A 19,965-nucleotide genomic window follows, 5' to 3' on the forward strand; every position below is an offset into this window, starting at 1 on the left:
CCTTTAGCGAAGAGCAGCTTCGTTTTAATTGGACTATTGAAGAATTGAAACTTGTCGTTGACTACCTGCAACTGATGGGCGGAGTGAGTTTTAATTGGACTATTGAAGAATTGAAACCCTTTTCTACACTCTTGGCAATGGGCCAGGGCGTGTGTTTTAATTGGACTATTGAAGAATTGAAACGATAGACGTAATCATTAAGCCGCAATACATAGAATCCGTTTTAATTGGACTATTGAAGAATTGAAACTTTACTGTGGTCTTGTTGGCGACTACCGGGTGAATGTTTTAATTGGACTATTGAAGAATTGAAACTATCTGGCATTGGGCAGGCTGTCGGTAATCTGCTGGTTTTAATTGGACTATTGAAGAATTGAAACGCGGTTAAGATTACAATTTGGTGACATTATTCGTGGTTTTAATTGGACTATTGAAGAATTGAAACTACATATTACCCACAACTCCCCTATATGTGTTTGTAGTTTTAATTGGACTATTGAAGAATTGAAACGGATTATTATCGGGACAGATATAAAAATGGCCTATGGTTTTAATTGGACTATTGAAGAATTGAAACTGATCTACGTTATTGTTGTTAATCAAAGGGTTATTAGTTTTAATTGGACTATTGAAGAATTGAAACTGAGCGAAGTTCTAAGCGAGGTTGCATCGAACCGGTTGTTTTAATTGGACTATTGAAGAATTGAAACATTTCAAATTCGATTTCCGTTTCTATTTTTACTACGTTTTAATTGGACTATTGAAGAATTGAAACAGGCTGCCGGAGATTACGCTTTTGAAGCCCAGGGTGTTTTAATTGGACTATTGAAGAATTGAAACCAGAAGCTCAAATACTGACCTTTAAACGTTGCTTTAGTTTTAATTGGACTATTGAAGAATTGAAAAGTCTGACAGCAACATTACTGCCGGGGGGCCAACTAAGTTTTAATTGGACTATTGAAGAATTGAAACCCATGATTACCTCGTGGCGGAATTTACCGTCCTGATCGTTTTAATTGGACTATTGAAGAATTGAAACGTTAATCCGGCGAAAGTTGTAGCGCCACCTCCCAGTTTTAATTGGACTATTGAAGAATTGAAACATGAAATCGTCTCTGAATAAGTCTGTAGGCTGTTTTGTTTTAATTGGACTATTGAAGAATTGAAACATGAAATCGTCTCTGAATAATTCTGTAGGCTGTTTTGTTTTAATTGGACTATTGAAGAATTGAAACGTGTAATTGCCGGTATTTCTCATGCTGCTTGCACCAGTTTTAATTGGACTATTGAAGAATTGAAACTTGGTAGAGTTGATGCAGAGGCGGTTGCTACCAACCGTTTTAATTGGACTATTGAGTAATTGAAATCATCTTGATCATTGCGTCCATGTTGAATGCGATGGATTTAATTGTACCATACAGGAATTGAAATTCCATAGTTTCGTCGTCAGCCATCGTGGCAAGTAGCGTTGTAATTGAACCTATAGGAATTAAGACTGGACCGTTACATACCGGCCGATCGGGCGCGGGTAGATAGTTCTGCAGGGGAATAGCCGAATTGTTTTTTGAAGGCGAAAGAGAAATGCGACAGGTCTTCGAATCCTACTTCGAGGTATACATCTGAAGGGCGTTTTTTCTTTTCCTGCAGGTGATAGTGTGCCAGTGATAATCTTTTTTTTGTCAGCCAGCGCTGGGGTGTGGTGTTGTAGATCTTTCGGAAGTCGCGGTGGAAGGTAGAGAGACTTCTACCGGTGAGGTAGCCGAAACGTTCGAGAGGTAGATTGACCATGTAGTGCTGTTCCATATATCCTGCGAGGTCTATCTTACCCGGCTCTTCGAAATCGGCCAGTATGCTGTCGATATCTGGGTGTATGGTACGCAGTATGGTGATCGCTTCGTTGATCTTCATCGAGGCGATGTTTTCCGGGAAGGTACCTGGTATATCGAAATATGGGATCAATGAGGCCAGGCAACTTTCCAGCAGCGGATGTTTTTCAAAGCTGACAATGCCTTTTATGGGATTTCTGACTGCCACCGGTGGGTTCTCTTGGTAATATTGTTTCAGCCGTTCCGGCTCCAGGTGCATCACCACGGCTTTGTGGTTTTGTCCTTCTTTTGCATAGTTGATGAATGTCGCCACGTGATTCCTGGGGATCAGAAATATGGACCCTGTTCCCAGTGTAAAACTCTTATCTCCCTGTATGATCTTCGACTCTCCCAATATGTACCATATCAGGATATGGTGCTGAAAAGCCGCTTCCGCTTTATATACTTCTCCTTTGAATTCGGACAGCTTGATATCGGGTGTTATATATCGTATTTCGAAATCCATGTACTGTAAATTACTTTAATGCTGACAAAACCACAAAGACGCAGGTGCGTTTGTTATACTACCGGGAATTTAATACCTGTCATCTCTTCGGAGAGTGCCCATAGGCGCTGTGCATTAGCGACATCTACGGAATAGGGCATTACGCCTCTCAGGCTGGAAGGATCGTCGAAGTGGTGGTCGATGTCTCCATTATCCAGGTCTGCAATATCGGCATCTTCACAGTACACCCCTCCTATTTCATTGAGTGACGGACTTGTAGCACACCATACGGTGGTAGCGGCACCCTGTGGTATCGTCTTCAGGCGCTGTTCTACTTCGGGGATGATATTGCCCTCTTTGTCGTGTGTACCCATCTGGATGAACAGCTCCATAGGGGCTTCTCTGCCCAGGTCGGTGCCATTGATGGAACCCGGATGCAGGGAGTATGCCCTTACACCGAATGCCCTGGCGCGGTGATCCAATTCTACGGCGAACAGGTTATTAGCCGTTTTGGCTTGTCCATATCCCAGCAGGGTTTGGTACTCCCGCTGTTCGAAATTGGGATCTTCGAAATCAAAGGGAGCGATATGGTGTCCGTAGGAGGAGACTGCTACCACACGTGCGCCTTCCGCCGCTTTCAATGCCGGCCAGAGTCGAGCGGTAAGCCGGAAATGTCCCAGGTGGTTTGTTGATAGTTGTGATTCAAACCCTCTCGCATCGCGGCGCAGGGGTACCCACATAATACCGGCATTGTTGATGAGCAGGTGCAAGGGACTGCCGGTAGCCAGGAACTCTTCGGCAAAGCGATCGATAGAAGCGGGGTCCATCAGATCCAGCGGTTTGAGGGTGACACCGGTTACTCCTTCGAGGTTTTTAGCCGCCTTATCGATATCGCGGGCGGGTACCCATACTGTGGCGCCAGCCCGGGTGAGCGTCTTTACGGTTTCGAGACCGATGCCGGCATATCCGCCGGTAACGACGGCGACCTTACTAGTGAGGTCTATCCCCTTAATTACATCAGTAGTGGTGGTAGTAGCTGTATTACCGTTATGGAGGGGTCTTTGCAATGCTCCGTTGTAGTTGTCTGCGATTATTACGTTTTCCATTTTTTTGTCTTTGTATGACAAAGGTAGTATGGAAGCAGACTGGCGAGTTTGTTCAGCCTGTCAAAGATATTTTGTTTAGCGCGTCAGTTTTTTGTCGGGAATCACCCCCTAAGTTGTCTTTTTCATACCGTATTGCCTATTGCTATGCACCGTAGTTTTGTATTGTCAATAACATTTGTCTTTATTATAAACGCGAATACGATGAGAAAAATAACTGTATTAACGATGCTTTCCCTGGATGGTGTAATGCAAGCACCCGGTGGTCCAGAAGAAGATACTTCCGGTGGTTTCAAACATGGCGGCTGGACGGCTCCTTATAGTGACGAGCAGTTTGGTAAGATCCTGCAAGAAGAGCTGCAGCAAACGGATTACCTGCTGGGTAGAAAAACATATGATATTTTTGCTTCGTATTGGCCTCACCATGCGGAGTTCTGGCCTGGTATTAATGAAGGCAATAAATATGTGTTGTCGCAGACCCAACGATCATCTGACTGGAAAAACACCCAATTTGTCGGAGATGTGGAAGCCATCAAGCAGTTGAAAAATACGGAGGGCGCAGACTTACAGATTTGGGGGAGTAGTGAGCTTATCCAGCTATTGCTGCAGCATGACCTGGTAGATGAGTTCCGGCTTAAGGTATATCCATTGATCCTTGGCGAGGGTAAGAAGCTGTTTCAAAATGGTATCCTACCGGCAGCGTTTACCTTAGCAGAAAGTGTGGTAACATCGAAGGGGGTTATTATCGCGCATTACAAGCGTGCTGGCGAGGTGGTGACGGGTGATCTTACAGAAAGGTAGAAAAGGAGCGTACGAGTTCTACGCCTTCTTTCAAAGAGGTTGGTTTGGTCAGGTAAGAGCAGGCACCGAGGCTGATGCATTTATCCTTTTCGAAGGGATTGATAGAGGTGGAATATATGATAACGGGGATGCCGCTGAACCTGTTATCTGCCTTTAGCTTTTCCAGTATCTGGGTACCGTTCATGATAGGCATATTGAGATCGAGAATGATTAGTTTGGGGAGGGCCCCATTAACATAATCGATATCCAGCAGTTCAAGTGCTTTCACCCCATTTTCGACATAATTGACCAGGATGCTGAGATTATGTAGTGAGATTATTTCCTCTAGTATTTCTTTGTCACTGTCATCATCATCTACTAAAAGGATGCCTGTGATGTTCATAATTAGCGGTTTAAATTGCGGTGTCTACCGGAATAGAGACCGTAAAGGTCGATCCCTCTCCTACCGTTGATACGGCATTGATCCTTCCTCTATGCACGTCTACTATCTTTTTACAGATAGCCAACCCTACTCCTGTTCCTGCAAATTCACGGCTTGTGTGCAGTCGTTGGAACAAGGTAAAGATCTTCGGTAAATACTTTTCATCAAACCCGATGCCATTATCTTTAAAATGGAGGTCGACGAACCCATCTGCTTGCTGGGCCCATATTTCTATGAGGGGGCGGCGGCCTTCGGCGGCATATTTCAGGGAATTTCCGATGATATTGGCAAAAAGCTGCCTCATCATTCCCCGGTCACAGTGGAGAGAAGGCAACACTTTTATGTCGATCAAGGCTTCTTTTTCGCTGATTTTCATTTCGAGGTCCTGGCAGGTCTCGGTGGCGACGATGTTGAGGTCGACTACCTGGAAGCGGGAATCTTGTTTGTCAATCTGGGAGAACAGGAGGATATCCTGGATGAGGTTTCTCATGCGGGTGGATGACTGGTGGATATTGGACAGGAAGTTCCGGCCTTTATCGTCCATGGCATCGCTGTATTTGTTCAGCAGGTAGTCGCTATAGAACAGGAGTTTGCGAACGGGTTCCTGGAGGTCGTGGGAGGCGATGAAGGCGAACTGCTGGAGTTCGCGGTTGCTGCGGTTGAGTTCCTGGATATACCGTTCTAGTACCTGTTGGTTATCTTCGAGTTTAGACTGGGCTTCTTTGAGTTCGAAGTTGTCTTTCAGTGTTTTTTCGAATACCTTCTGGGCGTGGATGTCGACCATATAGCCGATCCAGTATTGTTCGCTGGCTTTGTGCAGGGCGACCTGGTGCCAAAAGAATACGTTGTTGACAACGTTCCTGATCCTGAGTTGTGCCTTGGGATGTTCTACATCGGAGGACAATACGGGGGGCATGATATTGAGGAAGGCATTGTAGTCTTCTTCGTGTATGACGGAGCGCCAGTTGTTATCGTTGAGTTGTGTAATGGTTTGCCCGGTGAACTGTTCCATCCAGGCGTTGCCATAGCGGAGTGTTCCATCGAGGCCTACGGAGAATATGAGCATGGGCAGGTTGTCTGTCAGGATGCGGTATTGTGTTTCGCTATAGCGTATTTTTTCTGACAGTTCGAGCAGCTGGCTATTGCGGTTTTTGAGTTCTTCGTAGGGGGAAACGGAGGATTCGTTGCGCAGGGCGATTTTCCATTCATCGATCTTCTGGGCATCGATCCTGAGGAGGTTGCTGATGTTGAAGAAGAGGTCGATGTAGGTGAGTTGACCGCTGGTGGATATTTTGTGTCTGTCGGCGAGTCTTCTGGCGTATTCGAGTCCTGTTTTTGATTCTAGTTTAAGTTGTTGTTGGGAGGCGACGAGGCGGGCGACTATATTTTTTTCTTTAGAAGTATTTTCTATGCAGAGTATAAGTGATCCGGTGCGGCCATCTTCCATGATGATGCGTGATATTTCGGATACGGCGGTGGCTACCGTCGTTTGTACTGCGAGTGTGAGGCCGGTGAGTTCAGCCAATTTCATGGATCTTTTGTGTGCGAGGATAAGATCCATTTCATTTTCAAGGGTGACCTTGGCCAGTTCGTACATAAGCAGCTGCATTTATTTTACAAGTCAAGATCCCTATATCGTCTGTGTTGCGTGCGTAGTCATTTAAGAGGGCGGCGCAAAAGACGGAGGGATCGTAACGGGTAATGCCATGATATTTCAGCATATCCCAGCGGGACCGGATACCGTCGCTGCACATGACAAGCTGCTGGGTATCGTCGTGCATGATCTGCTGGGTTTTCAGGTTTCGGGGGACATTCAAGCCGACGATGCCGTTGTACGGCATATAGTTTTTGTGTCCTTCGCGGCTCAATATTTTAGTCATAATATTGCCGATACCGCAGATGCTCCATATTTTCTTTTTCAGGTCGAATATGGCGACTGTGGCGACGGCGCCCCGTGTTCTTTTGAGTGCGACGTTGAGGTGGCCAATCATGTCGACCGGATCTTCGGTGGGATAGTCGAGAAAGGCCTGGCCAGCCAGTTCGGCTACTTTGGCGGCGTCGGGGCCATGTCCCAAGCCATCGCAGAGTAATAGTTTCAGGTGTTGGTCGTTGACGGTGTAGTAACTGCCATCGCCGCACTGAGATTCTCCTGGTTTCGGGACGAGGATGGATCTTACTAATGCTTTGGGAGATTTGGCTCTGCTGTTATTGGGTTTACTCAATACGCGTATGAGTACGATGGTTCCCCAGTTTTTCTGGGAGTATATCTGACAGTCGTCGGATAATCTTTTGAGGGCGCCTAGTCCTCCGCCTAGTGTGTTGGTGGTAGATACGCCATCGTTCATCATGCGGTTTACGTCAGCCATTCCCGGACCTTTATCGAATGCGATCAATTCCAGTTCCTGTTGCTGATCGATATGTGCTGTAATTTTTAGGAGCAGCGTACCGCTTCCGGCATGTTTGACGATGTTGGTCAATATTTCGGATACGATGATATCTATTTCAGCAACTTTCCTGGCGGGGAACCCTGCTGACAGTACGAGGGTATGAATTTCTTTTTTTATGATCGCGAAGTAGCTCCTGTCTCTTACCAGGAATGCCAGATGTGTTCTACCCATTTTTCCATTTGATAATGGAGACGGTTGTGCCCTCTCCTACTTTACTTTTCAGGTCGAACTCATTCACCAATCTTTTGGCTCCGGGGAGGCCTATTCCGAGGCTTTTGCCGGTTGAGTAGCCATCTTTCATTGCGAGTTGCGTGTCTGGTATGCCGGGGCCGTGATCCTGGAATACGAGTCGGATGCCGTTATCACGGCCCTGGCTGATGATTTCCATGACGACGATGCCGCCATGCGCATATTTGAGCATATTTCGTACCAGTTCGCTGGCGGCTGTTATGAGTTTGGTCTGGTTGACCAGTGACATGCCGATTTTTACAGCCATTTCTTTGACGCGGGCACGAAAGGGTACGACATCTTGTTCTCTCTCTATGCGCATGCGGTCTTTACTCAGGACTATCTTCATCGCTGTCGGTTTCTTCGTCAGGGCCTATCTTTATTCTGAGCAGTTCCATTCCTTTTTCGACATTGAGTGCGGTGTGTACGCCTTTGAGTTCGAGGCCGAGTTCTATCAAGGTGATTGCAACGGCTGGTTGCATGCCTACCACTACGGTTTCTGCGTCGAGGATCTTGGACATGCTACCGATGTTGCCTAATATGCGTCCCATGAAGGAGTCGACTATAGACAGTGCGGAGATATCTATTAAAACGCCTTTAGCCTGGGTTTTACTTACCATTTGTACGAGATCGCTTTCAAGGTTGGTGGCCAACCTGTCGTAGAGGTCGATCTGAATGGTTACCAGTAATAAATTCCCCATGCGGAGAATAGGAATACGGTCCATAACCTTTAATTGAGGGTTTTATCTTTTTCTAATTTCCTCACGGTCAGGTTGAGCATGGCGTATGCTTGTTTCAGGGCGCTGGCGAGAGTAGCTTTTGTGATGATGCCGGTCAGGTCGATGCCGAGGTGCACGATGGTTTGTGCGATTTCGGGGCGGATGCCGCTGATGATGCATTCTGCACCCATCAGACGGGTAGCGGCGACAGTTTTGATGAGGTGTTGTGCTACCAGGGAGTCTACGGCGGCGACGCCGGAGATGTCGAGGATGGCGATGGTGCTGCCGCTGTCCACTATTTGTTGGAGCAGGCTTTCCATGACGACCTGTGTCCTGGCGCTATCGAGTGTACCGATGATGGGGAGGGCCAGGATGCCATCCCATACGCGGATCACGGGTGTTGATATTTCGGATATTTCGTCTGTCTGGCGCAAGATTACTTCTTCTCTTCCTTTGATGAAGGTTTCGAAGGAGATGATGGCCAGGCTGTCCATGAGGCGATTGATGTTGTACATGGCATCGAACAGCAGGGCGTAATCATCTTTCACTTCTGCCTGCAATATGGAGATGATGGCGTCTTTGAGGCTGAATAGATAGATCCCTGTTTCTGCCGGTGAATACCCCTGCTGTGCGCGGGAGATAGAGATACCGGCGAGTATTTCCCTGACATCTTCGAGATCGTCGGAGTTGGTTTCTTTCAGGTTTTTGTCTGTGAGGGCTTTCAACAATGATTCGAGGAATTCATTGGATAGGTTTCGTAATTCATCATTGCTCATCAGGTCCTGGCGGAGTCCTTCGTTCATTAGCTGGTTGTTCATCCAGTATTCCAGTACCTTCTTTTGTTTGCGTTGCAGTAGTTTCGCTATGTCGGTTGCCATTAATAAGAAAGATTTAGGAGACATATATTAATAATCTAGCCAACGATTTATAACTTCTGGTGTGCTTATATGGTAAATCTTGTGGAATTCAGTCTACAACGTGGTTACCTGTGATAAAAACTATTTTAATTCCTTTGTTCAGCGGTGCAATTATGTCTAAGAACTGTAGAAATCCTGTTTACTTTATTGCCCAGAATGCGGAAAATGTGGCATGACGATTCCTGCGCATCCACATAACATCTTTGTGTGAGACGCGATGGGGCGGCTGACAGCTATTGTTTGATGTGTCTTCCTATCTATGCGGACAAAGCCTGTACCAGACCGTTGGTGTCTTCGAGGAGGCGATATTTTATGATCAGGCCCTCGTGTATGGTGATCTCTGTAAAGAACAGAGAGGTGTATACGCGGTCGGTCCGTAACATGCGGGTGACGAAGCGGCCGGCGGTAAGGTTGGTATTACCCTGTGTGAAGGAGTGGAATATTTCTCCGGCTACGGGTTCTGTTTCCTGCCATAGTAAGGCAAAGAATTCCGCGATCTCCTTTTTGGAGGAGCGAGTACCTACCCATGGGGCCAGGGTTTCGTCGCCTGGTATATGCCAATCCAGGGTTGTTGCGAAGCAGTCTAATATGGTATTTAAGTCTCTTTGGGCCAATGCCTGAAAATAGCGATCGAATATGTGTTGTGTCATAGTTGTTTATTTATGACACAAAGATGGGGTGATGGGGAGCATGTATTGTTATCCCCGTACGCCAAATCGTTATCTTCCTATGCCAACGTTCATTCTTTTAGTATCTCTCTATGCGGCAGCAGCGAGTGTGGGTATGTTTGTGGGTGTAGGTATGTTTGCGGGTATGTTCGTAGGTGTGGGTATGTTTGTATGCGGCGGTTGCGTCTGCCGGGGTGGACGGTGAGGCTGTTCCGTACAATCTTTTTGACGGTGACGGGTTTTCTTCTGGCTGTTTTGCGGGCGGGGGTGGTGGGTTGTTGCCTGTTGAAGGCGACGATATCTGCGGCGATGCTTAGCCTGTCTTCGCGAGGTATTTCATTTTTATAGTCCTGTACTTGTAGTACGAGTATGCATGTGCCAGGGCCGGGGATATCGGCATGGAGGGTCAATCCTGTGAACGCGGCATGGAGGTCGATGCGTTGGGATATGGAGCGGGTGGCGATGACTTTGCGATTGATAAAGTCGATGCGGGCGGCGACGAGTTTAACATGCAGGTGGGTGGTATGTTGCGGGCGCAATATTGTTTGTGCGGGTATGTGTATTTCTCCCGGCCCTTTATATATGGGTGGTAGCCGGAAGAATTTATCCAGTGTGGCATGTTTATTAAACCGGAATCCTTCTATGCTATCCGGGTCTTTGGTACTGCCGGTGTGGACGAGTGTTTTTGTGAGGCGGTTGACCATGGTACCTTCATAGCAGACATCCAGCTGCGGGATGAATGCGCTGCGAATGAGGCGACCTTTTGTGCTGGCGGTACCGAAGTGTTGGGCGGCTTTACGGGTGGCCGGGGTTTGCCGGACGCCATCTACGTTGCGTCGCAGGAAGTATACACCGTTGCGATAGTATCCGACGAGGTTTCCCAGTTTACCCGTAAAAGTTATTGGCCCGGTTTGTCTGGCCATTGGATGTGTTTTCCTGGAAGTTACAGCAAAGGGATGAATGTTATTATAAGTATCGAAAATATTCAACGGTGCTTTTACTCTCCTTAGATATTTGCTAATATGGCTTCGACCGTTGTTATGAAATTTCGAACAGGCGGTTCTTTTGCCGGTATGGGCAGTAGTTGGCAGCAGGCGTCATGCAGGCTAGGAGAAGGCCGCTTTAGCTACAGGATATGTGGACCCAATATGGGTATTTATTGCAGTAGCTGTGGGTTGTCTATATTCACCGGGGGTCCGTTGGGGTAGCTAACGATACTTTCGAATGCTTTGCCGAAGTACAGTGCATAGCTTGCTTTTTCGATGTATCCGAGATGGGGTGTGCAGATGACGTTGGGCATGTTGCACCATGCGACGTTGGTGTCGCGCGATATTATGGTTTCGTGTGCAGCTAACAGTTGGAAGCAGTCGAGTTTTTCAATGACATGCTGGTAGTTGTCTAATATGGCAATTACTTGCAAATCAATATTTGGAATGTCCGATTTTTACTATATGGGGGATTTTCTTCCTGGTAGCTTTGTGGCGTTAGTGCATATTTAATGCATAATTCGCAAAACCAAAATCGTATCTATGATGCACCATTTTACCCCTGTAAAGAGGCCGGTCTTTCTGGCGGCCCGAAAATTATGTCCTCTCGTGCTGGCTGTTGTGCTGACATTATCGTGTTCGAAGAATCATATAATAGGGCCAGCGGCAAAGCCTGTTCCTACCTTTACGGACAGGGCTACTGCGAAAGCGTATGTTAATGATGTATTGAACCGGTATGCAAAAGTTATTGCTTCATTAAGCCGGAGCAAAAGTGTGCGGGCTGCTGTTGAGGCTGCGGTAGCGAAGAAATTTGACGGAGATTACAATGTATTGATCAAGGATCTGCCGGCGCTTTTATCAGGAAATACGGGTAGTTTTTATTTGCAGAGAAGCGGGTCTGGTCCTGAGGTACCTGAGCCCGGAGGCGGTGGTCTGCCTTCTCCGGTGGATCTTAACGCGTTGGCTGATCTGTTGCAGCAGCCGGTGGTAGTAAATGCGGACACGTTGTATCCTCAGATCTATATACCATTTTTCGGTGACGAAGCGGTTGTGGTTGATGAGTATGATCCATGTGCGAATGCCGCTGTTCCTACTCCGGTTCCTGTGGAGCCGCTTCCTTACCCGGTAGTTGTGCCCTTTGACGGGGATGAAACTATGAGTAATGATGTATTCAGCGGTTATACGTATGATGCCAACGGCAACCAGACTGTTTGCGGTAATATATCGGAATGTTTTGCGCAAAGGAACCGGGTGTGGGCGGTTACGTTCAATGAGCGTGTTGATGCCACGGGCAGGATCCCTTCCCTGCCTAATATTCCTACTCCTACGACAGCGCCTAATAATCCGGATGTCTATTTTCCTAATATGACGGTGAAGGTGCATAAGGAAAGCTGGATAAAGGGCGGCAGTGAGATTGCTGTAGGGTGGTATCTGAGCTGGTTTACGGGATATAATCCGGCGACTGGTAGTAAACAGCTCACGCTTTATCAGCAGCTGGGTAATCCTCAGGAGGTGGCGTTCTTTTCCAGGAAGCAGGTGCAGAAACAGACACCCCAGTATATCAATACTACTTTTGCTACGCTATCTACCTGGTGGTCCTGGGATCATCATCCTTATGCATCGGATGGGGATTATATGTATCTCATCATCTATGAGTTGGACAATGGTTTCTGGGAAGGTTTTGCGAGTTCCCTGGGTCTTGCCACTAATAATGAAAAGGAGCAGCTTTATTCGGCCAGTGGCAACTTCCTGGAGAATATCAAGTATCCATCCAATGAAGGTTCCTTTATCACGGTACCTATTAAGATCATTCCTAAAAACACTTTTGTTTCCGGTGTCAATACGTCGAATTTCGGTACTGATAATGGGGCGATAAAATTCCAGACGGCGCATCGATAAATTGGTCTTCTGCGTGAAGGAATAGTGTGGATATGTTTGATATGGATATGTTTGATATGGCGCAAAGAGGCGACCTCAAAGATATTTTGGGGTCGCCTCTTTGTTTTTATTCAGGTGGTGATGAAACCATATTTTTTGAAGATGGCCTTTGCGGTGGGGCTGACGAGGAACTGCATGAAGTCGGCTGCTGCTTTTTTGTGCGGGGCATTTTTCAGGAGCGCTGCTACTGCTTTGGCCTCGATATTTTCCGCAGCTGGTATTTCTATCATGTCGACCGGGTGGCCGATGGATTGTTGGTATTGTGCTTCTGTGTACCATACGGGCGCGACATCTGACTGGCCGTAGAGGATGCGCATGGGTGACTGGCGATGGTGTATGTAGGTGAGATAGGTGGTGCTATCGGCTACTTTGGTTTGCATGACGGTGTTGCGGAGGTGTTGTCCACCTGCTTTTATGTATGCTTCTTCTATCCGTTTGCCGATGCCTTCCCATTCGGGATTGGGCATGCTGATTTTGACGCCGGCGGTGGCGAGGTCGGTTAGTTTTTGGATATTTTTCGGGTTGCCTTTGGGAACGAGGAGTGCGAGGCGGTTTTTGGCGTAGACGGTTGTTTGGCTGAACCACTCTGGTGTTTGTGCGATGCGACCTTCTCCGGCGGTGTATATATCGGGTTTGAGGTCGATGCGCATGTTGCCGATGGTGAGGGCGCCCCCTGCAATTTGTTTAGCGAGGATACCCGGGGGCAGCGTTTCTACGAACACTTTTTTGTAAGCCGGGTATGTTTGTTTGAAGGCAGCGATCAGTTCGTCGATGACCATGAACTGGTTGCCACCGAAAAAGATGACGAGATCTGGATTGTTGATATCTCCGAATAGGTCGGGTATGTTGTCTACTCCGGGAACGGTGAAGTGGACGGCACTTTCGGGCGGTTTGTTCCAGGGAGGGTCGAAGTGATGTTGTTGGCCGTATGTGGTGGTGGCGGTGATGATACAGAGTGGTATGCTGAGGAATATCTTTTTCATGGAGGTCTTTTTTAATTACGGGTGAATGGTGGCCCAACCCTGGTGGGCGCGGATGATGATTTCTCCGTTACCGCTGGGGACGAATGAGATGAAAGGCCACAAGGCTGTTTTGTTAATATTTCTTTCGCGCAAGGTGTTTTCGCACTGGGCGAGGATGACGCCTTTTTGTTGTAGTGGCAGGAGGAGTGTATCGTAGGCGCTGGTATTTTTGAATGCCTCTACGCCATCGCCGAATACGACCAATTCTACCTGGAGGCGGCCTTTGAGGCGTGGGTCTTCGAGGGCATTTTTGATATTGCGGAGGGTGCCTCTGATCTTTTTATCATCGGCGTTGTTGAGGATATACAATGCTTTGTATTCCTTTAAGGTGGCGGCGGCTCCGTGGAAGGATTGCGGGGAGGTCTTTTGCTGGGCGTATGCGCCGGTGAGTGCGGCGGTAGCCAGTGCGAGTATCATTGCTGTTCTCTTCATATATGGTGGTTTTTGACACATTTTCTTTACCTGGTTTTACGGGCGTATATCAGTGGTTGATAGGGACCGTATTTATGTTGTTGTTCGCTGTATTCGTCTGCATAAGGGCCGAAGGGGGCGTCGTATGATTTTTTGCCCAGGTCGGGCCAGTCGTTGTGCTGGTCGAGATGCGGGCGGTATTGTGAGTTGACGAATGCGGCTACGTCCCAGGCATCTTCAATGCTTAGTGAAGGTTGTGAGTGAGCAGCCTGGTTGTAGGGCATGTTGTTGTATACAAAGCTGGCGAATTTGGTGAGGCGATAGAGGCCTGCGCCATCGTTGTAGCTATGTTCGCCCCATAGTGGCGGGTATGTATATTCATTATTGTCTGCGGCGAGCACGCCTTGTCCCTGATCGCCGTGGCAGGATTGGCAGTTGTTGCGATAGACGATCTGTCCTTGAACGGGATCGGCGGCTCTGGGGAGGAATGGCAGCCGAGGTAGTCCGGCGCCATAAGGTTTACGGCCTTTGGGTACGGTGATGCCGAGCCAGCTGATATAGGCCTGTATGGCTTTCATTTCGCGGCAGCTGGTATCCATCGCGCTACCGTTGAGGCTGCGTTGCAGGCAGTCGTTGATGCGGTCGTAGATATCCTGCATGTTTCCGGAGCGACTTCTCATTTGCGGGTAGGTAGCATATACCGCGCCATAGTTGTTGCCCCAGGGGCGAGTGCCGGCATCGAGGTGACAGTTCTGGCAGTTCATGCCATTGGTGATGCGGGCGACGGTGCCTTTCGGGCCGAGATAGACGGCGGTGTGGGCGATGAGTTGCTGGCCGTAGATGACGAGGTCTCTCTGTGCACCTTTGAGTGCGACATCGCAATACAGGCTTGGCGCTTGCCAGGTGCTGTCGGCGGCTTCTGTGGCCAGGTAGGTTTCAAATTTCTTTTTTTGTTCTTTCCTTTTCTGCAGGCTTCCATGTACTTCACTGCCGATAACGATGGAAACGACGAGGAATAACAGGATGGCGAATATGTTGGACTTCACACTTTTCATAACTCTTTTTGCACATCAAAAGTAGGCTGGCGGTATGAAAGCACCCCATCACGACTGTTTATGCGCAATAACCAATTGTAATATCAACATCCACGCAATATAACAGTAATCCCTATACGCCCATAGCGAAAGAGGTCCGGTAGCGGACCTTTTGTCCGGAACCGGACAGTTTTTCAGTTCAGAAAATACATAACAATTTCATTATCAATAAGATATGTTTGGCATTTCCCTTGGAAAGGGGAATGACAATAAAATCTTTCCATGGATACATTGATCGAGCCGGCGGTTCGTTTACAAAAAAAGAGGAAGCTGATACGTTTAGCGGTGATGGTGGTGATGGTGCTGGTAGCTATCATATTGCTGTTACGTTTTTTCTTGTCGCCCAGTGTGCACCGGGGAGATATACGGGTGGCGGTGGTGGAGACGGGCAATATAGAAAACACGCTGCCGGCGGGTGGGGAGGTATTGCCGGAGTTTGAGGAGGTGATTACGAGTCCGATCAATGCGGCGGTGCAGCAGGTGTTGCTGGATGCGGGCAGTACGGTGAGCAGTGGTCAATCGATATTGACGTTGGACAAGCGTATGGCGGAGGCGGAGTATGCGAAGCAGCGGATACAGTTGGAGTCTAAGCAGGCTGCTATTAAGAAGTTGAAGGTAGCGCTTGACAAGAGTTTTTATGACATACAATCCAGCAACCAGGTGAAGCAGTTGCGTATCAGCAGTCTGGAGACGGAGGTAGACAATGCGCAGCATTTGTTCAAGGCAGGCGGGGGTACGCGAGCGGATATAGAGAAGGCGGAGTTGGAGTTGCAGGTAGCGCGGTTGGAGAAGCAGCAGTTGGAGAATGAGATCAAGAGTAAGCAGCAGTCTATGCAGATAGAGATGCGGGAGGCGGAGCTGGCGGCGGCGGTGCAGGAGAACGACTTGCAGGAGTTGGGGCGTAAGCTGAAGTTGGCCAGTATTGCTGCGAGCCGTGCGGGTGTGGTAACCTGGGCGAACCGTAATATAGGAGCGAATGTACGGGAGGGGGATGCGTTGGTGCGGATAGCGGATCTGCGCAGTTTCAAGGTACAGGGGACGATAGCGGATCAGTACCTGGGTCAGTTGCGTAACGGGATGTCTGCGATTATCCGTGTGAGTGAGACGATGACGATACGCGGTACGGTGGTGAATATACAGCCGGCGATACAGAATGGGATCGTGACGTTTGATCTGCAGCTGGATGTGCAGCAGCAGCAACAGTTGCGGCCGCATATGAAGGTAGATGTGTTCCTGGTGACGGCAGCCAAGCAGGGGATATTGCGGGTAGCGAACGGGCCTACTTTCAAGGGACCTGCGAGCCAGGATGTGTTTGTGTTGCGGCAAGGGAAGGCGGAGCGGCACCGGATACAGACGGGGTTGAGCAATTTTGATTATGTGGAAGTGAGTGCGCCGTTACGGGCGGGGGATAGTGTGATCATTTCGGATATGAGTGCTTTTAAACACGCGAACGTACTGTCTATTATCAACTGATTGTCATGAACCGATATATTATTTATACCTGCTTATTCCTATACCAGTTTATATCTGTTACTGGGGTCTCGCAAGTACACCCGGACACTGTAGCATTAAGTCTGCCTGAAGTGGTGGAGCTGGCTAAATCGGCATCCATCGCTTCGAAGCAGGCGCTTACGACGCGGGAGACCAAGTACTGGGAATACCGGACGTACCGGTCGAACTATCAGCCACAGTTGTCATTGAGCGGGACATTGCCCGGGTATAAGAAAACCTTTACGGAGGTATTGCAGCCGGATGGTACGATCAAGTTCCAATCGGTGCATAACAACAACTCTTCGCTTGATCTCTCCTTCAGCCAAAGCATCGCTGCGACGGGTGGTACTATTTTCGGTACTACCCAGCTGCAGCGGTTTGATGATTTTGACCGGAAGAATGATCCATTGTATAACAGTACGCCATTTGGGATCGGCTATAACCAGCCATTGTTCCAGTTCAACCAGTTGCGATGGGATCGGAAGATAGCGCCATTGAAGTATAAGGAGAGTGTACAGGCATTTACGGAGGATATGGAGCAGATTGCGATACAGGCCAGCAGTTATTATTTCGTGTTGTTGCTGGCGCAGGTGAACCAGCAGATTGCGGAGACTAATTTGGTGAATACGCGTAACATCCTGCGTATTGCCAATGAGAAGTACAAGTTGGGTAAGCTATCGCGCAATGAGATATTGCAATTGCAGCTGGAGCAGCTGAAGTCGGAGAAGGCGGCGGGGGTTGCGCGCAGGGACCGGGAGATTGCCTCATTGAATCTGCGATCGTATATAGGTATGCAGCATATGGACAAGATATTATTGTTATTACCTGGTACACAGACGAGGATGCAGGTATCTATTGACAAGGCGTTGACGGAGGCTTATGAGAACCGTAGTGATGCGACGGCATTTATCCGCCGGGTGGCGGAAGCGAGGCGGGATGTGGCGAAGGCACGTGGGGAGAACGGGTTGAATGCGACGCTGAAGATGCAGCTAGGTTATTCCAAGAGTGGCAGTAGTATTTCGCAAGCGTACCGGTCGCCGCAGGAGCAGCAGGAGGTGCAGGTTGCCTTTACGATACCGATACTGGACTGGGGGCGGTCGAAGTCGCGGACGAAGACCGCGGAGGCCAACTTACAGTTCACCAACTATGCAGTGGAGCAGGACAAGCAGACCTTTGCGCAGGAGATACTGACACAGGTAACATTGTATGACATGATGCGGGGGCAGGTATTATTGACGGCGGACGCAGATAGTATTGCCAGTGAGAAGTACCGTATCGCGGAGGAAAAGTATATATTGGGGAACTTCGGCATTACGGATCTCAGCATTGCTTTTCAGGAGAAGGACCAGGCGAAGCGGGATCATATCATGGCTTTACGAGACCTGTGGAGTTCCTATTACCAGTTACGTTATCTATCGCTTTATGATTTTGAGCAACAGCAGAAGATCACTTATCAAAAAAAATATACATCAACCGACTTTTAACTAACGCCATATGATCAGTTTACAAAACATAGAAAAAGTATACCGTACGGATACGGTCGAGACGCTGGCTCTTCACAATATCAACCTGGAGGTATCGAAGGGTGAGTTTGTTTCCATTATGGGGCCCTCGGGATGCGGGAAGAGCACCCTGTTAAATGTGATGGGTTTGCTGGATGCACCTTCGAAGGGCGGTGTGCTGATAGATCAGCAGCGTACGGAGCAGCTGTCTGACCGCCGGTTGGCGGAGTTCAGGAACCGGAAGGTGGGTTTTATTTTCCAAAGTTATCACCTGATCAATGATCTGAAGGTGTTGGATAATGTGGAGTTGCCATTGCTGTATCGTAAGGCCAGTGGCAGCGAGCGGCGGGAGCTGGCGACGGCGGCGCTTGGCAAGGTGGGGTTGAGCAACCGGCTGAAACATTTCCCGAAGCAGTTGTCGGGTGGGCAGAAGCAGCGGGTGGCTATTGCGCGGGCTATTGTGGGGAACCCGGAGATCATACTGGCGGATGAGCCGACGGGCAACCTGGACAGTGCGATGGGTAATGAGATCATGGACATCCTGCTGGATCTTAACAAGCGGGAGGGTACTACGATCGTGATGGTGACGCATGATGAACATATGGCGCGGAAGACACACCGGCTGGTACGTTTGTTTGACGGCAGCCAGGTACAATAGTCTATTCATTTCAACTATTTCCTTATGCTTAAAAATTATTTCAAGATAGCTATTGCGGTGTTGCAACGACGTAAGTTCTTCACCTTTCTGAGTTTATTCGTGATCAGTTTTACGCTGATGTTGCTGACGGTGCTGGCATCTTTTGTCAACAAGATGTTTAACGACAATTACCCTGACCGTAAGCGGGATCGTTCTTTATATATTAATGCTGTGACGATGACGGGGCCGGAGTCGATGAACAGGTCTATGTTGTCGAAAAGCCTGGTGGATGATTATATCAACAAGTTGAAAACACCGGTGAGTGTGGCTATTTCCACCTGGGCCAGCAGTACGAACACGTATCTTAACAACAAGAAGATCTCTCTTCAGTATAAGTATACGAATGCGGCTTACTGGGATGTGCTGGACTATGATTTTACGGAAGGAAAACCCTTCAGCCGGCAGCAGCTGGATAATGCGGAGCGGGTGGCTGTAATTTCGGAGCATTTGAAGCAGGAGTATTTTGGAGGTGGCGAGGTAGTTGGCAAGTTTATTACGGCGGATGATATCCAGTACCGGGTGATCGGCGTGGTAAAGGATGTGGCGGCATCCAGCCAGATGTTTTTCAGCGACATGTACCTGCCTTATACGGTGTCGAAGAAGGATTACCGGAAGGAAAGCGGGTATTTTGGTTCTTTCCGGGTGATCTTGCTGGCGGGGCGTGTTGCGGATGTGGCGAAGATGCGTCAGGAGTATGAGCATATGGCATCCAAGTTACCGATCACGCAATCCGGGTATGATAAGATCGAGAGTAAGGCACAGGATTATTTGCATGCGTTCCTGGATTTCGGACGTTTGGGGACGGCAGGCAATGTCTATCTGGCCATTGCTATATTTGTGTGCCTGGTGATGTTTCTGCCAGCTATCAACCTGGTGAACATCAATATTACACGTATTATGGAACGATCTTCCGAGATCGGGGTGCGGAAGTCTTTCGGGGCTACTTCGTGGACGTTGACCGGTCAGTTCATTATAGAGAACCTGATATTAACGCTGGGGGGAGGTTTGCTTAGTATTCCCTTATCGTTGGCGGCGCTGGCGCTTTTCAATTATTTATCGCTGATCGATCATTTTCATTTATCGTTGAATGTGCCGGTGTTGCTGCTTAGTCTGCTGGCATGTATCGTATTTGGATTATTATCCGGTGTATACCCGGCATGGCGGATGTCGCGGATGCATGTGATCGTGGCTTTACGTACGGCCTCTTAAT

General features: G+C 48.4%; 20 protein-coding genes and 1 CRISPR repeat array (1 of these 21 cut by a window edge). Of the genes, 6 read left to right on the top strand and 14 right to left on the bottom strand.

The genetic code is table 11. The annotated features are described in order from the left end of the window. Nucleotides 1-1,367: direct repeats of the CRISPR family, unit length 30 nt; unit sequence GTTTTAATTGGACTATTGAAGAATTGAAAC (it extends 507 nt beyond the left edge of the window). A gap of 136 nt (nt 1,368-1,503) precedes the next feature. Together KTO58_RS15210 and KTO58_RS15215 are read right to left on the bottom strand one after the other, a co-directional pair. Continuing rightward, the gene (locus tag KTO58_RS15210; RefSeq protein WP_095838547.1) at nt 1,504-2,331 is read right to left on the bottom strand and encodes an AraC family transcriptional regulator; all 828 of its coding nucleotides are present in this window, start codon (nt 2,329-2,331) and stop codon (nt 1,504-1,506) included. A 53-nt stretch (nt 2,332-2,384) separates the two neighbouring features. Further along, the gene (locus tag KTO58_RS15215; protein WP_225859767.1) at nt 2,385-3,416 is read right to left on the bottom strand and encodes an SDR family NAD(P)-dependent oxidoreductase; all 1,032 of its coding nucleotides are present in this window, start codon (nt 3,414-3,416) and stop codon (nt 2,385-2,387) included. A gap of 201 nt (nt 3,417-3,617) precedes the next feature. On the opposite strand from KTO58_RS15215, the gene KTO58_RS15220 reads away from it, so the two are divergent. Next, a complete protein-coding gene (locus tag KTO58_RS15220; protein WP_095838546.1) occupies nt 3,618-4,214 on the top strand; it encodes a dihydrofolate reductase family protein in 597 nt (198 codons plus the stop codon). On the opposite strand, the gene KTO58_RS15225 is transcribed toward KTO58_RS15220, so the two are convergent. The 9 genes from KTO58_RS15225 to KTO58_RS15265 form a co-directional block, all read right to left on the bottom strand. Further along, nucleotides 4,201-4,596 (bottom strand): response regulator, encoded by a 396-nt coding sequence (locus tag KTO58_RS15225; protein WP_095838545.1) that lies wholly within the window; start codon nt 4,594-4,596, stop codon nt 4,201-4,203. The genes KTO58_RS15220 and KTO58_RS15225 overlap by 14 nt on opposite strands. 10 nt (nt 4,597-4,606) lie before the next feature. Further along, a complete protein-coding gene (locus tag KTO58_RS15230) occupies nt 4,607-6,232 on the bottom strand; it encodes a sensor histidine kinase (protein WP_198315232.1) in 1,626 nt (541 codons plus the stop codon). Further along, nucleotides 6,204-7,253 carry an ATP-binding protein gene (locus KTO58_RS15235; RefSeq protein WP_095838543.1) on the bottom strand — a complete coding sequence of 350 codons (1,050 nt, stop codon included), beginning with the start codon at nt 7,251-7,253 and terminating at the stop codon, nt 6,204-6,206. The genes KTO58_RS15230 and KTO58_RS15235 overlap by 29 nt, the downstream gene beginning before the upstream one ends. Next, entirely contained in the window at nt 7,246-7,659 is a 414-nt protein-coding gene (locus KTO58_RS15240; protein ID WP_198315231.1) for an anti-sigma regulatory factor, read from the bottom strand. Before KTO58_RS15240 ends, KTO58_RS15235 begins: the two co-directional genes overlap by 8 nt. After that, entirely contained in the window at nt 7,640-8,035 is a 396-nt protein-coding gene (locus tag KTO58_RS15245; protein WP_198315293.1) for an STAS domain-containing protein, read from the bottom strand. Before KTO58_RS15245 ends, KTO58_RS15240 begins: the two co-directional genes overlap by 20 nt. A gap of 5 nt (nt 8,036-8,040) precedes the next feature. After that, on the bottom strand, nt 8,041-8,907 hold the full coding sequence (locus tag KTO58_RS15250) for an STAS domain-containing protein (protein WP_225859768.1): 867 nt from the start codon (nt 8,905-8,907) through the stop codon (nt 8,041-8,043). A 296-nt stretch (nt 8,908-9,203) separates the two neighbouring features. Continuing rightward, the gene (locus KTO58_RS15255; protein ID WP_095838541.1) at nt 9,204-9,596 is read right to left on the bottom strand and encodes a nuclear transport factor 2 family protein; all 393 of its coding nucleotides are present in this window, start codon (nt 9,594-9,596) and stop codon (nt 9,204-9,206) included. An 89-nt stretch (nt 9,597-9,685) separates the two neighbouring features. Next, nucleotides 9,686-10,537 (bottom strand): hypothetical protein, encoded by an 852-nt coding sequence (locus KTO58_RS15260; protein ID WP_095838540.1) that lies wholly within the window; start codon nt 10,535-10,537, stop codon nt 9,686-9,688. A gap of 233 nt (nt 10,538-10,770) precedes the next feature. Next, nucleotides 10,771-11,034 (bottom strand): hypothetical protein, encoded by a 264-nt coding sequence (locus KTO58_RS15265; protein ID WP_095838539.1) that lies wholly within the window; start codon nt 11,032-11,034, stop codon nt 10,771-10,773. 109 nt (nt 11,035-11,143) lie between these two features. Here KTO58_RS15265 and KTO58_RS15270 point away from each other — a divergent pair, with 109 nt between their 5' ends. Further along, nucleotides 11,144-12,499, top strand: coding sequence for a hypothetical protein (locus KTO58_RS15270; RefSeq protein ID WP_157752927.1), 1,356 nt, complete (start codon nt 11,144-11,146; stop codon nt 12,497-12,499). A 110-nt stretch (nt 12,500-12,609) separates the two neighbouring features. Here the strand turns inward: KTO58_RS15270 and KTO58_RS15275 are convergent, their stop codons facing one another. The 3 genes from KTO58_RS15275 to KTO58_RS15285 are packed head-to-tail and all read right to left on the bottom strand — an operon-like array spanning nt 12,610 to nt 15,026. Next, nucleotides 12,610-13,521, bottom strand: a complete 912-nt coding sequence (locus KTO58_RS15275) for a molybdate ABC transporter substrate-binding protein (protein ID WP_095838536.1) — start codon at nt 13,519-13,521, stop codon at nt 12,610-12,612. 15 nt (nt 13,522-13,536) lie between these two features. Then, nucleotides 13,537-13,992, bottom strand: a complete 456-nt coding sequence (locus tag KTO58_RS15280; RefSeq protein ID WP_225859769.1) for a DsrE family protein — start codon at nt 13,990-13,992, stop codon at nt 13,537-13,539. Nucleotides 13,993-14,018: 26 nt separating this feature from the next. After that, complete coding sequence (locus tag KTO58_RS15285) at nt 14,019-15,026, bottom strand: c-type cytochrome (RefSeq protein WP_095838534.1); 1,008 nt, start codon at nt 15,024-15,026, stop codon at nt 14,019-14,021. A 261-nt stretch (nt 15,027-15,287) separates the two neighbouring features. On the opposite strand from KTO58_RS15285, the gene KTO58_RS15290 reads away from it, so the two are divergent. The 4 genes from KTO58_RS15290 to KTO58_RS15305 are packed head-to-tail and all read left to right on the top strand — an operon-like array spanning nt 15,288 to nt 19,964. Then, nucleotides 15,288-16,538, top strand: a complete 1,251-nt coding sequence (locus tag KTO58_RS15290; protein WP_095838533.1) for an efflux RND transporter periplasmic adaptor subunit — start codon at nt 15,288-15,290, stop codon at nt 16,536-16,538. A 5-nt stretch (nt 16,539-16,543) separates the two neighbouring features. Next, the gene (locus tag KTO58_RS15295; protein ID WP_095838532.1) at nt 16,544-18,040 is read left to right on the top strand and encodes a TolC family protein; all 1,497 of its coding nucleotides are present in this window, start codon (nt 16,544-16,546) and stop codon (nt 18,038-18,040) included. A 10-nt stretch (nt 18,041-18,050) separates the two neighbouring features. Beyond that, a complete protein-coding gene (locus KTO58_RS15300; protein ID WP_095838531.1) occupies nt 18,051-18,716 on the top strand; it encodes an ABC transporter ATP-binding protein in 666 nt (221 codons plus the stop codon). Between the two features lie 24 nt (nt 18,717-18,740). Beyond that, nucleotides 18,741-19,964 carry an ABC transporter permease gene (locus KTO58_RS15305; protein ID WP_095838530.1) on the top strand — a complete coding sequence of 408 codons (1,224 nt, stop codon included), beginning with the start codon at nt 18,741-18,743 and terminating at the stop codon, nt 19,962-19,964. The last annotated feature ends 1 nt before the right edge of the window (nt 19,965 follow it).

It is taken from the genome of Chitinophaga pendula, assembly GCF_020386615.1.
Classification (GTDB): domain Bacteria; phylum Bacteroidota; class Bacteroidia; order Chitinophagales; family Chitinophagaceae; genus Chitinophaga; species Chitinophaga pendula.

Bases quoted from the DNA above. Each gene is read 5' to 3' on its own strand.
- KTO58_RS15295 (WP_095838532.1), top strand. From the start codon at position 16,544: ATGAACCGATATATTATTTATACCTGCTTATTCCTATACCAGTTTATA.
- KTO58_RS15280 (WP_225859769.1), bottom strand. From the start codon at position 13,992: ATGAAGAGAACAGCAATGATACTCGCACTGGCTACCGCCGCACTCACC.
- KTO58_RS15275 (WP_095838536.1), bottom strand. From the start codon at position 13,521: ATGAAAAAGATATTCCTCAGCATACCACTCTGTATCATCACCGCCACC.
- KTO58_RS15300 (WP_095838531.1), top strand. From the start codon at position 18,051: ATGATCAGTTTACAAAACATAGAAAAAGTATACCGTACGGATACGGTC.
- KTO58_RS15250 (WP_225859768.1), bottom strand. From the start codon at position 8,907: ATGGCAACCGACATAGCGAAACTACTGCAACGCAAACAAAAGAAGGTA.
- KTO58_RS15230 (WP_198315232.1), bottom strand. From the start codon at position 6,232: ATGTACGAACTGGCCAAGGTCACCCTTGAAAATGAAATGGATCTTATC.
- KTO58_RS15235 (WP_095838543.1), bottom strand. From the start codon at position 7,253: ATGGGTAGAACACATCTGGCATTCCTGGTAAGAGACAGGAGCTACTTC.
- KTO58_RS15270 (WP_157752927.1), top strand. From the start codon at position 11,144: ATGATGCACCATTTTACCCCTGTAAAGAGGCCGGTCTTTCTGGCGGCC.
- KTO58_RS15305 (WP_095838530.1), top strand. From the start codon at position 18,741: ATGCTTAAAAATTATTTCAAGATAGCTATTGCGGTGTTGCAACGACGT.
- KTO58_RS15285 (WP_095838534.1), bottom strand. From the start codon at position 15,026: ATGAAAAGTGTGAAGTCCAACATATTCGCCATCCTGTTATTCCTCGTC.
- KTO58_RS15255 (WP_095838541.1), bottom strand. From the start codon at position 9,596: ATGACACAACACATATTCGATCGCTATTTTCAGGCATTGGCCCAAAGA.
- KTO58_RS15240 (WP_198315231.1), bottom strand. From the start codon at position 7,659: ATGAAGATAGTCCTGAGTAAAGACCGCATGCGCATAGAGAGAGAACAA.
- KTO58_RS15225 (WP_095838545.1), bottom strand. From the start codon at position 4,596: ATGAACATCACAGGCATCCTTTTAGTAGATGATGATGACAGTGACAAA.
- KTO58_RS15290 (WP_095838533.1), top strand. From the start codon at position 15,288: ATGGATACATTGATCGAGCCGGCGGTTCGTTTACAAAAAAAGAGGAAG.
- KTO58_RS15220 (WP_095838546.1), top strand. From the start codon at position 3,618: ATGAGAAAAATAACTGTATTAACGATGCTTTCCCTGGATGGTGTAATG.
- KTO58_RS15215 (WP_225859767.1), bottom strand. From the start codon at position 3,416: ATGGAAAACGTAATAATCGCAGACAACTACAACGGAGCATTGCAAAGA.
- KTO58_RS15245 (WP_198315293.1), bottom strand. From the start codon at position 8,035: ATGGACCGTATTCCTATTCTCCGCATGGGGAATTTATTACTGGTAACC.
- KTO58_RS15260 (WP_095838540.1), bottom strand. From the start codon at position 10,537: ATGGCCAGACAAACCGGGCCAATAACTTTTACGGGTAAACTGGGAAAC.
- KTO58_RS15210 (WP_095838547.1), bottom strand. From the start codon at position 2,331: ATGGATTTCGAAATACGATATATAACACCCGATATCAAGCTGTCCGAA.